The sequence below is a fragment of the Limosilactobacillus caccae genome (assembly GCF_900156885.1).
GTDB classification, from domain to species: Bacteria; Bacillota; Bacilli; order Lactobacillales; family Lactobacillaceae; genus Limosilactobacillus; species Limosilactobacillus caccae.
The window spans coordinates 228317-243997 of the sequence record NZ_FTOY01000010.1 but is presented as its reverse complement, the minus strand read 5'-3'; the positions used below and the strand labels follow the sequence as shown (position 1 = coordinate 243997).

At 44.8% G+C, this 15681-nt stretch carries 18 protein-coding genes; 16 read left to right on the top strand and 2 right to left on the bottom strand.

From position 1 onward, the window contains the following. The first annotated feature begins 1 nt into the window (after window position 1). The 7 genes from pduP (at window position 2) to CZ502_RS04345 (ending at window position 6395) form a co-directional block, all read left to right on the top strand. Window positions 2-1435 (top strand): CoA-acylating propionaldehyde dehydrogenase PduP, encoded by a 1434-nt coding sequence (gene pduP / locus CZ502_RS04375; RefSeq protein ID WP_076459885.1) that lies wholly within the window; start codon window positions 2-4, stop codon window positions 1433-1435. A gap of 16 nt (window positions 1436-1451) precedes the next feature. Beyond that, on the top strand, window positions 1452-2573 hold the full coding sequence (locus CZ502_RS04370) for a 1-propanol dehydrogenase PduQ (protein ID WP_076459883.1): 1122 nt from the start codon (window positions 1452-1454) through the stop codon (window positions 2571-2573). A 23-nt stretch (window positions 2574-2596) separates the two neighbouring features. After that, entirely contained in the window at window positions 2597-3781 is a 1185-nt protein-coding gene (locus CZ502_RS04365; protein ID WP_076459881.1) for an acetate/propionate family kinase, read from the top strand. A gap of 15 nt (window positions 3782-3796) precedes the next feature. Continuing rightward, a complete protein-coding gene (locus CZ502_RS04360; protein ID WP_076459879.1) occupies window positions 3797-4153 on the top strand; it encodes a BMC domain-containing protein in 357 nt (118 codons plus the stop codon). 71 nt (window positions 4154-4224) lie between these two features. Further along, window positions 4225-5019 carry a tyrosine-protein phosphatase gene (locus CZ502_RS04355; protein ID WP_076459877.1) on the top strand — a complete coding sequence of 265 codons (795 nt, stop codon included), beginning with the start codon at window positions 4225-4227 and terminating at the stop codon, window positions 5017-5019. Window positions 5020-5211: 192 nt separating this feature from the next. After that, window positions 5212-5844, top strand: a complete 633-nt coding sequence (locus tag CZ502_RS04350; RefSeq protein ID WP_143457271.1) for a histidine phosphatase family protein — start codon at window positions 5212-5214, stop codon at window positions 5842-5844. Beyond that, a complete protein-coding gene (locus CZ502_RS04345; protein ID WP_076459875.1) occupies window positions 5841-6395 on the top strand; it encodes a cadmium resistance transporter in 555 nt (184 codons plus the stop codon). The genes CZ502_RS04350 and CZ502_RS04345 overlap by 4 nt, the downstream gene beginning before the upstream one ends. Here CZ502_RS04345 and CZ502_RS04340 read toward each other — a convergent pair. Continuing rightward, complete coding sequence (locus CZ502_RS04340) at window positions 6387-6815, bottom strand: EutP/PduV family microcompartment system protein (protein WP_076459873.1); 429 nt, start codon at window positions 6813-6815, stop codon at window positions 6387-6389. The two genes, CZ502_RS04345 and CZ502_RS04340, sit on opposite strands and share 9 nt — an antisense overlap. A 107-nt stretch (window positions 6816-6922) precedes the next feature. Here CZ502_RS04340 and CZ502_RS04335 point away from each other — a divergent pair, with 107 nt between their 5' ends. Together CZ502_RS04335 and CZ502_RS04330 are read left to right on the top strand one after the other, a co-directional pair. Then, window positions 6923-7375 carry a flavodoxin gene (locus CZ502_RS04335; RefSeq protein WP_076459871.1) on the top strand — a complete coding sequence of 151 codons (453 nt, stop codon included), beginning with the start codon at window positions 6923-6925 and terminating at the stop codon, window positions 7373-7375. A gap of 21 nt (window positions 7376-7396) precedes the next feature. Next, complete coding sequence (locus tag CZ502_RS04330; protein ID WP_076459870.1) at window positions 7397-8236, top strand: GNAT family N-acetyltransferase; 840 nt, start codon at window positions 7397-7399, stop codon at window positions 8234-8236. A 122-nt stretch (window positions 8237-8358) separates the two neighbouring features. Here CZ502_RS04330 and CZ502_RS04325 read toward each other — a convergent pair whose 3' ends face one another. After that, complete coding sequence (locus CZ502_RS04325) at window positions 8359-8925, bottom strand: cob(I)yrinic acid a,c-diamide adenosyltransferase (RefSeq protein WP_076459869.1); 567 nt, start codon at window positions 8923-8925, stop codon at window positions 8359-8361. A gap of 366 nt (window positions 8926-9291) precedes the next feature. Here CZ502_RS04325 and cobD point away from each other — a divergent pair, with 366 nt between their 5' ends. From cobD to CZ502_RS04290, 7 genes are read left to right on the top strand one after another with little or no spacing between them, the layout of a single operon-like run. After that, on the top strand, window positions 9292-10380 hold the full coding sequence (gene cobD, locus CZ502_RS04320; protein ID WP_076459868.1) for a threonine-phosphate decarboxylase CobD: 1089 nt from the start codon (window positions 9292-9294) through the stop codon (window positions 10378-10380). Then, entirely contained in the window at window positions 10380-11744 is a 1365-nt protein-coding gene (locus tag CZ502_RS04315; protein ID WP_076459867.1) for a cobyrinic acid a,c-diamide synthase CobB, read from the top strand. The genes cobD and CZ502_RS04315 overlap by 1 nt, the downstream gene beginning before the upstream one ends. Then, a complete protein-coding gene (cbiB, locus tag CZ502_RS04310; RefSeq protein ID WP_076459866.1) occupies window positions 11741-12694 on the top strand; it encodes an adenosylcobinamide-phosphate synthase CbiB in 954 nt (317 codons plus the stop codon). Before CZ502_RS04315 ends, cbiB begins: the two co-directional genes overlap by 4 nt. Window positions 12695-12704: 10 nt before the next feature. Further along, on the top strand, window positions 12705-13391 hold the full coding sequence (locus tag CZ502_RS04305) for a cobalt-precorrin-8 methylmutase (RefSeq protein ID WP_076459865.1): 687 nt from the start codon (window positions 12705-12707) through the stop codon (window positions 13389-13391). Further along, complete coding sequence (cbiD, locus tag CZ502_RS04300) at window positions 13372-14523, top strand: cobalt-precorrin-5B (C(1))-methyltransferase CbiD (RefSeq protein ID WP_076459864.1); 1152 nt, start codon at window positions 13372-13374, stop codon at window positions 14521-14523. Before CZ502_RS04305 ends, cbiD begins: the two co-directional genes overlap by 20 nt. Then, complete coding sequence (locus CZ502_RS04295; RefSeq protein WP_076459863.1) at window positions 14520-15122, top strand: cobalt-precorrin-7 (C(5))-methyltransferase; 603 nt, start codon at window positions 14520-14522, stop codon at window positions 15120-15122. The genes cbiD and CZ502_RS04295 overlap by 4 nt, the downstream gene beginning before the upstream one ends. Then, entirely contained in the window at window positions 15115-15669 is a 555-nt protein-coding gene (locus CZ502_RS04290) for a decarboxylating cobalt-precorrin-6B (C(15))-methyltransferase (RefSeq protein WP_076459862.1), read from the top strand. Before CZ502_RS04295 ends, CZ502_RS04290 begins: the two co-directional genes overlap by 8 nt. Window positions 15670-15681: the final 12 nt, after the last annotated feature.

Below are 15681 nucleotides of genomic sequence, written 5' to 3'. Positions count from 1 at the left end.
TATGCAGATTAATGATATTGAAGCTGCTGTTCGTAAGATCCTTGCTGAGGAATTAGATAACTCTAACTCATCAGCTGCCGGATCTGCAGTTACAAAAGATGATGGTCGTCATGGTATTTTCACTAATGTTGATGATGCGATTGCTGCTGCTAAGGCTGCGCAAGAAGTATACCGTGACAAGCCAATCGCTGTTCGTGAACAAGTAATTGATGCAATTAAGGAAGGCTTCCGTCCTTACATCGAAAAGATGGCTAAGGATATCAAGGAAGAAACTGGAATGGGTACTGTTCAAGCCAAGATTGCTAAGTTACACAATGCTTTGTACAACACTCCTGGTACAGAAGACCTTGAACCAGTAGTAGAAAACGGTGACGGTGGGATGGTTATGTACGAACGGTTACCATACGGTGTTATCGGTGCTGTTGGCCCAAGTACAAACCCATCAGAAACTGTTATTGCAAATGCAATTATGATGCTTGCCGGTGGGAACACATTGTTCTTCGGTGCTCACCCTGGTGCAAAGAACATCACTCGTTGGACAATCGAAAAGATGAATGACTTTATTGCTGACGCAACTGGTCTTCATAACTTAGTTGTAAGTATTGAAACGCCAACTATTGAATCAGTTCAACAAATGATGCAACACCCAGACATTGCGATGCTTGCCGTAACTGGTGGCCCTGCTGTTGTTCACCAAGCAATGACTAGTGGTAAGAAGGCTGTTGGTGCTGGCCCAGGTAACCCTCCTGCAATGGTTGACGCAACTGCTGACATCGACTTAGCTGCTCACAACATCATCGCTTCTGCTTCATTTGATAACGACATCTTATGTACTGCTGAAAAGGAAGTTGTTGCCGAAAGCAGTATTAAGGATGAACTTATTCGGAAGATGCAAGACGAAGGTGCTTTCCTTGTTAACCGTGAACAAGCTGATAAGTTAGCTGACATGTGCATCCAAGACAATGGTGATCCTGACCGTAAGTTTGTTGGTAAGGATGCAACTTACATTTTAGATGAAGCAAATATTCCATATACTGGTCACCCAGTTGAAATTATTTGTGAATTACCTAAGGAACACCCATTGGTAATGACTGAAATGCTTATGCCAATCTTACCAGTTGTTTCTTGCCCAACATTTGAAGATGTGTTAAATACTGCTGTTGAAGTTGAAAATGGCAACCACCATACTGCTACTATTCACTCCAACAACTTAAAGCACATCAACAATGCTGCACACCGGATGCAATGCTCAATCTTTGTTGTTAACGGTCCATCATATGTTGGTACTGGTGTTGCTGATAACGGTGCCCACTCAGGTGCTTCAGCATTAACCATTGCTACACCAACTGGTGAAGGAACATGTACTGCAAGAACCTTTACGCGGCGTGTTCGTTTGAACTCACCACAAGGCTTCTCAGTACGTAATTGGTACTAATGGGAGGCTTATGCCGATGGAAAAATTTAGTATGCCAACCCGAATTTATTCGGGAACGGATAGTCTGAATGAATTGGAGACCCTTCATAATGAACGCATTTTGATGGTTTGTGATTCATTCCTTCCGGGAAGTGACACGTTAAAGGAAATTGAAAGTCATATCAATGCCGACAATAAGTGTGAAATCTTCTCTGATGTTGTTCCAGATCCACCTCTGGACAAGATTATGGAAGGGGTTCAACAATTCCTTAAATTGAAGCCAACAATCGTTATCGGTGTCGGTGGTGGTTCCGCCTTAGATACTGGTAAAGGGATTCGCTTCTTTGGTGAAAAGTTGGGCAAGTGCAAGATTGATTCTTACATTGCAATTCCAACTACATCAGGGACGGGATCAGAAGTAACGAACACTGCGGTTATTTCTGATACGAAGGAACACCGGAAGGTTCCAATCTTGGAAGACTACCTTACACCTGATTGTGCACTTCTTGACCCTAAGCTAGTTATGACCGCGCCAAAGAGTGTTACGGCATTCTCAGGAATGGATGTTATGACCCACGCGCTTGAATCACTTGTTGCTCAAGATGCTAACTTATTTACAATCGCATTATCAGAAGAAGCAATTGATGCTGTTGCCAAGAACCTTGTTGAATGTTACCGTCACGGTGATAATGTTGAAGCGCGGAAGATCGTTCACGAAGCTTCTAACATTGCTGGGACTGCCTTTAACATCGCTGGGTTAGGTATTTGTCACTCAATTGCCCACCAAATCGGTGCTAACTTCCACGTTCCTCATGGTTTAGCTAACACAATGTTATTACCATACGTAGTAGCATACAATGCTGAACACTGTGAAACTGCTCTTCATCGGTTTGCAACTGTTGCCAAGAAAGCTGGAATCGCTGCTCCTGGAATGGGCGACCGGTTAGCTGTTAAACGGTTAATCGCTAAGATTCGTGAAATGGCACGGCAGATGAACTGCCCAATGTCACTCCAGGCTTTTGGTGTAGATCCAGCTAAAGCAGAAGCAGCTGCTGATACTGTTGTTGCCAACGCTAAGAAGGATGCAACATTCCCTGGCAACCCAGTTGTTCCATCAGATGAAGACTTGAAGATGGTTTATGAAGCTGTTATTCGTTAATTTACTTTATTTGGAGTGATTTGATGTCAAAAAAAATACTTGCAATTAATTCTGGGAGTTCATCAATTAAGTTTAAGCTTTACTTGATGCCAGAAGAAGAACTTTTGATTAGTGGTGCCGCAGAAAATCTTGGGGCTTCAAATAGTCAAATTTCTTATAAGACTGATAAGTCTAGTGAAACTAGACAATTGCCGTTGAAAGACCATTCAGAAGCAATTAATCAGATTATTGAAATCCTGATGAACAGTGGGGTTGTTCAAGATAAGTCAGAAATTTATGGTGTTGGTCACCGTATTTCTCATGGTGGTAGCTACTATACTCATGCAGTGGCAGTCACTCCAGAGGTAGAAAAACGGATTGATGAATTAAAAGTATTATCCCCGTTACATAATCCAAATGGGTTAGCAGGGATCAAGGCTTTTGAAAAGTTTCTTCCGGATGCTAAGGAAGTTGTTACTTTCGACAATTCATTCCACCACACAATTCCTGAGAAGGCTTATATGTACGCTCTTCCTTATGAATTTTATGAAAAATTCAAGATTCGGCGGTATGGGTTCCATGCACCTTCTCACCAATACGTCTCTGAAAAAGCACGTGAATTATTTGGTGCGGACAAGACTCACCGGATGATTACATGCCACCTGGGGAATGGGTCAAGTGTCTCAGCGATTCTCGATGGTAAGTCTGTGAACTCGTCAATGGGCTTTACGCCATTGGCTGGTGTTGTCATGGGTACGAGATGTGGTGATATTGATCCAGAAATTATTCCGTTCCTTGAAGAAGAACTTCATGTTGATTCACATGAAATTCGGCGGATAATGAATGAAGATTCAGGCTTGAAGGGCTTATCTGGGATTTCAAATGACGAGCGTGAAATTGAAAGTGCTGCAAAGAACGGTAATAAACGGGCTCAATTAGCACTTGATGTGTTTGTTCATTCTATTCAGCAATATATTGGGGCATATACAACTGATCTTAACGGTTTGGATACGTTAGTATTTACTGCCGGCATCGGTGAACATGCTGCTTATATTCGGAGTCAAATTTGTAAGAACCTCGCTTACTTAGGGGTAAAGATTGACGAAGAAAAGAATAAGGAAAATGCACTAAGTATTGAAGCTCCAGACAGCAAGATCAAAGTAGCAGTTATTCCAACAAACGAAGAAATTATTATTGCCCGTGATGTGATGAATGTAGCTCAGCAATAAAATGGAGATGTTTTTATGACTCAGCAAAATAGGGAAGGTATCAAACGAACTATTCAAGAATATGTTCCTGGTAAACAGGTAACGTTAGCACATATTGTTGCTAATCCAACACCGGATATTTATGAAAAATTAGGAATTCAAACTCCTAAAAATGCGCTTGGTATCTTAACGATTACGCCGAGTGAAGCATCAATTATTGCCGGTGACATTGCGACTAAGTCTAGTAACGTCACCTTGGGGTTCATTGATCGATTCAGTGGGTCCGTCGTAATTGTCGGGGAAGTATCTGAAGTAGAGTCAGCTTTGCGCCATGTCGTTAATAAGCTACATGAACTATTAGGATTTGACGTCCCAACAATTACACGAACATAGAAAAAAGTGCATTCATTTACTTATTAATTCTGTAAGTGAATGCATTTTTTAGAAAGGAGGGGAGATGCGATATGACAGATCATCAGCGAGTATTATCATTTGAAAATGGTTTTAATTTCCGTGAATTGGGAGGATATAAAACTATCAACGGTGAGTCGCTTAAGTGGGGTAAACTTGTGCGGTCTGCCCATCTCTCCTATTTTACCCGTGCCGAACAACGAAAACTTTATGGATACGGGGTAAGAACAGTGGTCGATTTTCGCTCTACTTCTGAAGTAGCAGCTTATCCAGATCAACTTGATCCGCGAATGAAGTATATGCGGATTCCGGTATTTGATAATGACATTACGGATAGTAATGTTGGTATTGAAGAAGCCCGGAGAGTGTATTCGAAAGATCCACAAGCTGGGTTTAAACGGATGATGGATGTCTATCACCAATTTGTTACAGATGAACAGGCGCAAGCTGCATTTCATCGTTTTTTCCAAGTTCTGTGCCTACATGCAGGGGAGGGGGCAACCCTTTTCCACTGTTCTGCAGGAAAAGATCGGACCGGCTTAGCAGCAATTTATTTGCTAAGTGCATTACAGGTTCCGTCACAGACAATCTATGAAGATTATCTTTTGACCAATAAGGCATCCGTTAAACGGATTGAACAACGGTTACGTTTTGCAGTTAAAACGGGACTAGGTGAAAACTATTGGCATTCAATTTATGATCTTTCAACGACTAACCAATGCTATTACAATCAGGCAATCTCTCTTATCAATTCCAACTATGGTGGAATGCAAGAGTACCTGCGAAATGTTTTACAAATTAGTGATACAATGATTGACCAGCTAAGATACTTGTATTTAGAAGGTTAACTTTGTAATTTAGGCAGTTTCTATGCCTGGAAAGATCAGATAATTAAAGCTCTTTCCGGCGCGACATATTAATTAGGTGGAAAAAGATACTTTCCTCCTTCAAGGACTAGCCCCAAGCGCTTCTCCTTGAAAATAAAGAGACTGAGTGGTTCTCAGTCTCGACGTACATATTAAAATTGGGTGATGGAAATTATGACAACGCTTTTTCTAATTCGCCATGGTGAGACAATTGCTAACCGGCTAGACTATATTCAGGGGACCCTGGATAATGAAATGACAAGATTAACAGCGGATGGGATTTCTGAAGCTGAGAGTTACCAACCTTTACTAGCGAACAACCATATTGATTGTGTTTACTCCAGTCCGTTGAAGCGGGCAGTTAAAACAAGCCAAATTATTTGTGCGCAGAGTGGACTACCGGTCAAGGTTGATCCGCGCCTGGTAGAAATTTCATATGGTCAGTGGAACGGAATGGCGATTAGGAAGCTAAAGCAACTTTACGCTAATTACTTTGATAACGTTACTAATGATGTTCAGCCCAACTCAATTATCATTAGTAACGGGGAGAGTTTTAGCCGTGCCAGGGATAGAATTCAATCTTTCTTGAACGATGTTGCCATTAAGCATCCCCAAAAAACAGTGCTAATTGTAACTCACGGCTGGGTCATCAAAAACATAATTTCCCTATGCCTAGATAATATTGATGGCACAGTCTTTAACAATCCCCATAACTTAAGCATCAGCAAGGTTGAAATTGATGATGACTCGCGTAAGCAGCGGGTTTGTTATTACAACTGTGCATATAAGAAGATGGACGTACCATGAGTTTATTTACTGTTGTAATGGTCTTTATCGGCTTAAACATTGATACGTTTATTGCCTTACTATTTGTCTTGCGGAACTATAATTACCGGTTGCCGATTGCGGGCTTTGGTGCGGCAACCCTCTTCTTATGGGGGCTTGGCGTACTTCTTGGTAAAACACTAGCATTACTCTTTCCCGATTGGATTACCGGTTTGATGGGAATCGTCTTGATCCTCTTAGCGGTATTCGATAGTGGGGATGAGCAGGGAACGGTAAAGACAAGCTTTAGTTCTATTTTCCTCTTTTGTTTAAGTCTTGGAGGTGATAACTTAGCAGTTTATATTCCCTGGGTAGTCAACCTATCATGGACAGAAATCCTGTATATTGGGATCGTCTTTGAGGTCGGGGCGGTCTTACTAATTCTTCTTGGTAAGTTATTTGTCAACTCCCGGCCAGTTGCTTACCTCTTGGAACGGTATGGTAAGTATGGCAGTAAGCTGGTCTATGTATTCGCTGGGCTTTATATTATCTGGGACAGTAAGTTATTGCCGCACTTGCTTGCCCTATTCTAGTTCAGCGGCTAACTTATCAATATTGATGTTTTCAACTGCGGAGATTGGAATCACTTTGCTGACGCCGGCACTCAGTAAGAGCTTTTTAGAATACTCGATATCTGCCGGATCATCGACAAGGTCAATCTTGGTAATTACCCCAATTGTTGGCTTATTGAACATTGTACAAAAACCAGCAGGGAAGATCAGGCGGCGGTCAACAGCACTCTGGAGAAGGACAACAATGTCAGCGTCCATTGATGTAACACGGAGCGTGCTCAACATATTATGGTGCTCCATGTATTCACCTGGGGTGTCGATAATATTGGATGAAAACTCAATTGCCTGAGTCTTGTCATACTTGATTTGCCGATTTTCTAGTCGCTGCGTAAGGGTTGTTTTCCCACAAGCAATTGCGCCGACAAACATTGTTCTTTTCATGAAAAGGGGCCTCCTAAATGTTACAAAATTATACTATTCATTTGTATTATAATAAAAGCGGTTACATATGACCATGATTATTAGCAATTATAGTGAGGATTTTTAAGATGTTAACAGCACATGTAGTTTATGCAACGATGACGGGAAATAATGAGGAAGTAGCTAACATTGTTTGTGATAGCCTAACGAGACAAGGTGTTGACGTTATTGAAACAGAAATATCGCAGACGGATATTGATGATTTTCGGAAAGCAGACATTTTAGTAGTTTGCGCATATACCTATGACCAGGGAGCAATGCCAGAGGAGGGCCTTGATTTTTATGAGGACCTGCAAGAAACGGACTTAACCGGGAAGGTATACGGGGTTGCCGGATCTGGTGATAAATTTTACGGTGAGTATTTTAACACAACGGTGGATCACTTTGACGAAGCCTTTAAGCAGGCCGGAGCAACAGCGGGTGCTGAAAAGGTCAAGATTGACCTCGAGCCTTATGAAGAAGATGTTGAGCAACTGAATGAATTTGCAACAGGATTAGTGAAAACGGCAAGTAGCCGGTAAAATGATGAAGGGATGATCGCAATGACCAGAGTGGGTGTATTAATTGGTAGTTTAAGCAAAGACTCGTATAGTAGAAAGGTAGCAAATTATTTCACATCATTACCTAGTAATCTTAAATTTATTGATTTGAACTATGCGATTCTGCCATTCTATAACCCTGACTTAGAACATGAAAATACCCCAATTGAATGGCAGGCTTTTCGGAAGGCAGTCGATAGTGTCGATGCCTTATTGATTGTGACGCAGGAGTATAATTACTCAATTCCCGGGGGACTAAAGAATGCCCTTGATGTCCTGTCGGTTCCTTCTCCCAACCAACACTTGATGGGTAAACCGGTGCTGGCGATAACAGACTCTGCTGGTGAAAAGGGAGGGATTATTGCCAATGCTCACCTTCACCAAGTGTTACGTTACCTGGGGATGAAGGTGATGAATTGCACAATCGCGATCGGCAATGTTCAGTCAGTCTTTGATGGTGGAATAAATCATGATGAGCAGTTGGCAGAACGCCTTAAGCAAGATATTCATGACTTTGAGCACTTCATTACCGCTAGCAGCCTGCCAACTGAAGCGTGTGTTGATCTCAGTAACCACTTCAGTTACCAGCCGGGGGAACTAGCCTTGTTGAGTGACAATGGCGAAAAGGTTGCGACAATTACGATTACTGAAGTTGCGCGTAACATAATCGCAATTGAGGAAGTAAGCGTTAATGAACGTTACCGTGGTCAGGGGCTTGCTAACAAGATTATGACAATGTTCATGTGGTTTGTCGAAGGAGCAGACTGCCAGATTGAAGCGCACTGCCCATTTGCTAAGCACTACTTTACAACTCACCCACAATTTAAGAATTTGCTTGCCTAACGTGGTGGGCCTTAACTATTGTAATAGCGAAAAAGCGACCGATTCGGCCGCTTTTTTGTTTAATAAAAAAAGCAGTTGGCGAAAGTGTTCGCTAACTGCAGTAATAACAGGTTTATTGGTTACTATCTGAAGACGTCTCGACTGTTCCGGTATAAAACGTCTTCTTGGCCTTCTAGGTAGTTGGCGTACCTTGCTGCGGCAAAGAAGTAGTCTGAGAGGCGGTTAATGAAAGCAAGCACGTCTTCATTAATCGCCTCTTCTTTCATCAGGGCAACGATGTGCCGTTCAGCTCGGCGGGTAATGGTCCGTGCATTATGTAAGGCGGAAGCAAGTTGGGTGCCGCCAGGAAGGATAAATTTCTTAACGGCAGGCACCGCGGCAGTGTATTTGTCGATCTTTTCTTCTAGCCAGGCGTTGGGCTTTTCCTGGTTAAAAATGAAATCATGACGTTCATCGTCTTTCGGGGTGGCAAGGTCGGTTCCACAATCGAATAGTAATTGTTGAATTTCTTCCAGTTCGTTAGCTAGTTCGGCCGTCTTATCGTTGACCAGGGACCGTGTATAACCAACCCAGGAGTTTAATTCATCAACTTCACCGTAGGCTTCGACACGGGGGTCACTTTTGTAAAGAATTTGTTTACCGATGATCCGTGTTTGACCCTTGTCACCATTTCTTGTGTAAATCTTCATGTATCTTGCGCTCCTTCCACTATTTTGGTTTTAGTTTACTATTTTTTCGCGATAAAGTTATAAAGTTTTATGATAATCGGTAAGATAATGCTAAAAAAGATGGAATGACACAAAAATATAATGCATTTTTCGCGAAATGTAAGCGCAAAATATAAAATTTTAGCCGCTAACAGTTGATTTTGATAACAAAAGATAAAATAGAGCACTTCAAGATTTTGTAAGTGCCCTTTTTTTGGCTAATCAGGTGGCAAGTGATGCTTATTTGTCCTATGCCTTTTCTCCTATTGAAGTTAGTTAGTGAAAATCGTAATTTAATAAATGAATAAAAAGAAAACGTTTTCTAAGCAAAAATAAGCAGGTGATATTGTGAGAAGTAGTTTACATCATGGTGGAAATATTGAAAAAGTAGCCGCGGACTTAAATATCCCGGTGGAGCAAATTAAGGATTTCAGTGCCAATATTAATCCGCTAGGCTTCCCGTCAGATTTATGGAATGTCCTTGTGCAATCATTTGCTAATATCGAGGTCTACCCGGACCCTGAATATACGGAATTGAAAAAAGCAATTGCTGACCAGCTCAAAGTTGCCCCTAATGATGTCTTCGTTGGTAACGGGGCAACGGAACTCCTGGATGAAGCAATCCGCGCCGAAAAGGCGACCGATGCCTTAGTTCTTGCCCCAACCTTTGGGGAGTACGAGCGGCTTTTAAAGCGGCAAGGGATTAATGTTCATTATTACCAGCTTAAAGAAGAGGATAACTTCGCCTTTAAGATGGCAGCAATGATCGACTTTTTAAAAGAGCATCATGAAATCACCATCATTTGTCTTACCAGCCCGAATAACCCTACGGGGCAGGTCATTAGCGCGGCTGATTTACGGAAACTAACTGATTTCTGCAATAAGCACCACCGGCTGTTGGTCCTTGATGAAGCGTTCATTGATTTAACGGTCGGCCAGCAGGAAAGCTTTATTGATGAATTAACGCCTGATGACCGGGCCTACATCATTCGGGCGGCAACAAAGTTCTTCGCAATCCCTGGCTTACGGTTGGGGTATTGTATCACCAAGAATCAGAAGCTTAAAGACAAGTTGAAGGTCCAGGAGAATACCTGGTCGGTAAACGGCATCGCGGATGTCTTCGGGCAAAATATGTTCCGGGCGAAGAAGTACATTAGCCTAACGCATGACTGGCTAAATGTCCAACAGCCAGCCCTGTATGAGGCACTGCAAAAGGTCAAGGGAATCAAGGTATTTCCAAGTACAGCTAATTTCTTCCTTTTCAAGTGTGCTGACCCAGATCTTCGGGAGAAATTGCTTCAGCGGCGAATCATGATCCGGCAGTGCGACGACTATGTTGGCTTAGGCCCGGACTATTACCGGATTGCGGTGAAGGGGCCACAGGATAATGTTTTACTAGTTAACACGCTAAAGGAAATTTTAGGTAGTGAAGAGTAATGAAAAAAATTCTGATTGCGGGCGTGACGAGTGGTGCTGGCAAGACAACGGTAGTCTTAGGAATCCTCAAAGCGCTGCAAGAGCAGTACAAAATCCAGTCCTATAAGGTCGGACCGGATTACGTTGATACGAAATTTCATACCCGGATTACGGGGCGGCCAGCAAGGAACCTCGATAATTACCTTGTCCCGGATAAACAGACGCTCGGGTACTTATTTACCGCAGAGACAGATGAAGTCGACTTGGGAATTGTTGAAGGGGTGATGGGACTCTACGATGGCTTGGGGACGGACAAGGATGCCTACTCAACAGCCAGCATTGCTAAACAGTTAGACATTCCAGTAGTCCTGGTCGTCAATGCCCGGGCAACTTCAACTTCGGCGGCCGCAATCTTAAAGGGCTTTATTGACTTTGACCCCGCTGTGCCGATTTGTGGCGTAATCATCAATAACGTGATGAGTGAAAGCCACTACCAACTAATTGCCGGGGCGATTGACCGTTATTTAGGCCTACCAGTTCTTGGTTACTTACCGCATAACTCCAGAGCAGTCCTGCCGTCACGCCAGCTGGGACTAGTTCCCGATGATGAGCTGGCAGGGGTTGACGAAAAAATTGCGCTGCTTGCTGACGATGTTAAGCAACATGTTGACTTAGCACAACTGGTGAGCCTGGCTAATGAGGTGACCGGTAAGGCGCCTGATCCATTCACGATTCCCCCAGTAAAGCTGCGGCTGGGAATCGCCCAGGACGAAGCCTTTAACTTTTACTACGCCGATAATCTAAAACTGTTACAAAAGGTTGGTGTTGAGCTTGTCCCATTTAGTCCGCTTAAGGACCAGCACCTGCCTGATGTCGACGCCTTATATATTGGTGGCGGCTACCCAGAAGAGTTTGCTGCTGAACTGGCAGCGAATGATTCAATGAAGGCAGAAATTAGGCGCTTTTCCCGCGCTGATAAGCCAATCTATGCAGAGTGCGGGGGCCTAATGTACCTTGGCAAATACTTGTGTGAAGACCAGCATCGCTACCCAATGGTGGGGATTTTTAACGGTGAGAGTACAATGACACCGCGGCTGCGCAAGTTCGGTTACTGTGTTGCCCTTCCACAGCAGGAGACACTGCTTGGCAAACCGGGACGACGGATTGTGGGGCACGAATTTCACCATTCGACATTTACCCCCGCTGATGACCAGTTAGCACCAGTATTGACGATACAAAAGATTCGCGACCACCAGCTTGTTGATAGCTGGGCTGGCGGTTACCAGGTTCGGCAAACCTTTGCAAGCTACCTGCACGTTCACTTTTACCAGGACCAGCAATTATTCTGCCAACTTCTGCAAAATTTAGGAGCTGATCGCCGATGAACATCGTAATTATGGTTGTCATCGCCTTTATCCTTGACCTGCTACTGGGCGATCCCCATTCATGGCCGCACCCAATCAAAGCGATTGGTCACTTGATTGGCTGGCTAACAAAACGGTTCAATAAGCCCGAGTATTCGTCAGCAAAACGAAAGTGGCTTGGCGGACTGACCTGGCTGCTAACCGTTGGCGGGACAGGGCTGGTTACCGGACTTATTATGTGGCTGGCAACGGTAAATTATTACCTCTACATGGCAGTCGGCACCTACCTTAGCTATACTTGCCTATCTGCCCGGCAGTTGGCAATTGAAGCGGAGAAAATTATGGCGAGCCTGCAACGAAATGACCTGCAGACGGCCCGTCATCAGGTCGGGATGATCGTTGGTCGCGATACGGACAACTTGACTGCCGAAGAGGTTACTAAGGCAACGATTGAAACGGTAGCGGAAAATACGAGCGATGGGGTGGTTGCCCCGCTAATCTTCCTGGTGATTGGGGGCCCGGTACTGGGCATGATGTATAAGGCCGTCAACACTCTGGATTCGATGGTTGGCTACCGGAATGAAAAGTACCGCGCTTTTGGTGAAATCTCGGCCAAACTCGATGATGTAGCAAATTACCTGCCAGCGCGGATTACCTGGTTACTACTAATTATTAGCAGTTGGCTGCTGCGTGACGATACGCAAGAGGCAATCGCGGTGGGCAAGCGTGACCGGGAAAATCACCTTAGTCCGAATAGTGCCTTTAGCGAGGCAGTAGTTGCCGGGGCGCTCCACTTGCAGTTAGGTGGGCCGCATTATTACTTTGGGCAACTGGTTGAAAAACCAACGATTGGTAATGACCACCTGGTTGTTGCGGCTAACTGGCACTTGAAGCGAACGATCACAATGTTGTACATGGCATCGGTAATTGGGTTAGTTGCCTTTGTGCTGATTCGATTACTAGTAATTTAGGAGTGGAAATATGGAAAAAGAAGGATATATCACTGTTCCCCATCAGATAACAGACCGTAGTTTTCAAATAATTCAAGAAGAGATTGACCAAATTGACCCAGATTATCAATTTGCCAGTCCATTGCAAGAGGCCGTAATCAAGCGGGCTATTCATACCACGGCGGACTTTGATTACCTCAAGAACCTGAAGTTTACGCATAATGTCTTACTAAAATTACAACACGTTTTAGAAAATCATGGCACGATTTATACCGATACCACGATGGCGTTGTCGGGGATTAATAAGCGGCGCCTTGATAAGCTCGGCGTTAGCTACCACTGCTTAATCCGTGATCCCCGGGTGATTGCAATGGCCCAGCAAAAGGGCATTACCCGTTCAATGGCGGCCATTGAAGTTGCGGCTGAAGAAGATACGGCAGAAAAGGTATTTATCGTTGGAAACGCCCCTACCGCCCTGCACAAAATCCTAGAGATGGTTGAAGCAGGCCGCTTAGATGTGGCGGCAGCGATCGGTGTGCCAGTCGGCTTTGTTGAAGCGGCCGAGAGCAAGCAGGCATTATACGAGTCAGATATTCCTGCAATCGTCGCGCTAGGCCGGAAGGGTGGCAGTAATCTCGCGGCCGCCTTAATCAATGCGGTGATGTATAACATGGATATTGAGAAATTAGGTGATGAATATGGCCGTCACACCAAATAACGAGGCGGAAGACAATTTCGTTTATTATAACGGGCGGAAACTACGGAAGGGCTTTACGACTGGGACCACGGCAACGGCGGCGACCGTCGCTGCTATCCGCACCCTGCTTAACCAGGAGCCCCAAGAAACGGTAACCGTTCACGCGGCTAACGGTAAAGTAGCCATTTTCGATGTTGAACAGACCGACTTCGATGAGCAGACGGCTAGTTGTGCAATTAAAAAAGACGGTGGCGATGATCAAGATGCAACAGACGGGGCACTGATCTTTGCTACGGTTAAGCTCCGGGATGATAATGAGATTCACCTTGACGGTGGGAAGGGAGTTGGCCGGGTAACCAAGGCGGGACTTGCTAACAAACCAGGGATGCCTGCAATCAATCCGACCCCCCGACGAGTAATTAAGGAAGCTGCCCGGAAGGAATTAGGGGCTGACCAGGGAGTCGACATTGTTATCGCGGTTCCTGAAGGTGAACGGATCGCAAAGTTAACCTATAACCCCAAGTTAGGGATTGTCGGGGGGATTTCAATCCTCGGCACCAGTGGGGTGGTTACCCCGATGTCCGAGTCGAGCTGGAAGCATTCAATCTCAATCGAGATGAATATCCACCGCAAGCGGGGGGACAAATCCCTTGTCCTTGTTCCGGGAAATTATGGTGAGGACTTCGCGAAGGATGAACTCGGCATCCCCGGCAGCAAGATTGTTCAGATGAGTAACTTTGTTGGCTATGTCCTCCATGAAACTCAGCGTCTGCAATTCAATAAGGTTTTGATTGTTGGTGACTTAGGGAAGATGGTTAAGGTTTCTGGCGGAATTTTCTCCACCCACAGTAAGGATGCTGATGCGCGGGCGGAAATTATGGTCGCAAACCTTGCCCTCCTCGGCGGGGTGCCGACCGAGTTCCTGCGGCAAATCTACGGCTGCCTGACGACCATTTCGATGATCAAAATGATCAATGAGGCTGGCTACCAGGAGGTTTACCAGCTAATCGTCGATAAAATCAAGAAGCGGGCAGAAAACCTGCTGGCCCATCGTGAGCCGCAAGTTGCGGTGGATGCGGTTATCTTTTCCCGCGAAACCGGCTTTTTAGCGGCAAGTAAGCCCCTAGCAGAGATTAAGGATGAATGGCAATGATAACGGTATTAGGAATCGGTCCTGGCGATCCAGGACTACGCTTAGCGGGAACGCAACAGTTGCTGGCACAAGCAGATGTGGTCATTGGCTCGGCGCGGCAGTTAAAAACTTTCCCAAAGATTCCGGCAGAGAAGGCGATGAAGCTTCCCCGGCTAGGTGAACTGAAGGAGTACTTGACCGCTAATTCAGCGAAGCAGGTTGTCCTACTTGCCTCCGGTGATCCGTTGCTTTACGGCATTGGGACATGGGTGACGACGAACTTTAGCGAACAGCAGGTGGTCATTGTTCCTGGAATCAGTTCCATTCAGTACATGTTCCACCAGCTCCACCTGTCGATGAATAATGCTTACTTTACGAGTAGCCATGGCCGGGTCCCGGACTTTGATTTTCTCCTGCGCCATGACAAGGTTGGAATGGTGACTGACAGTCAGTTAGGGCCGTATGAAATTGCCCAGGAAATTAAAAAACGGGGTCTTCACCGTACCCTTTATATCGGTGAACGGCTGAGCTACCCTGACGAACAAATAAGTAAGCATGATGAGACAACGGTTGAAGATCGTGAATACGGAATGAACGTGGTGATTATTACAAATGCGTGATGATGAATTTTTAAGAAATAAGGTGCCGATGACCAAGTCAGAGGTGCGGGCGATCAGTATTGACAAGCTGGACCTGGCGAATAAGGCCACCTTCTTAGACATTGGCGCTGGAACGGGAAGCGTTAGTATCCAGGCAGCGCACGACTACCCTAATTTAGCAGTGACCGCAATTGAGATGAACCCTGACGGAATCGCAATTATCAAGGAAAACATTGCCAAGTTCGAATTGACCAATGTGGAATTGATTGACGGCCTTGCACCAACAGATATTCCTGACCGGTGCTATGATGCAATTTTTGTTGGGGGAAGCGGCGCCCACCTTGCAGAAATTATCGATTTTGCGAGCGACCACCTACCAGCTGGTGGAACAATTGGGTTGAACTTTATCTTATTTGAAAACGCGATGCAGGTCGAAAAGTTGTTAGAACAAGCTGGCTTTAAGGAGATTGAGATGGTTGAAGTCGGGGTTCTTCGCTGGCATCAACTAGGGAAGGGGCACTTCTTCAAGCCCAATAACCCGACGATTATTGTTAGTGCGACAAAATAGAAAGGATTGAGA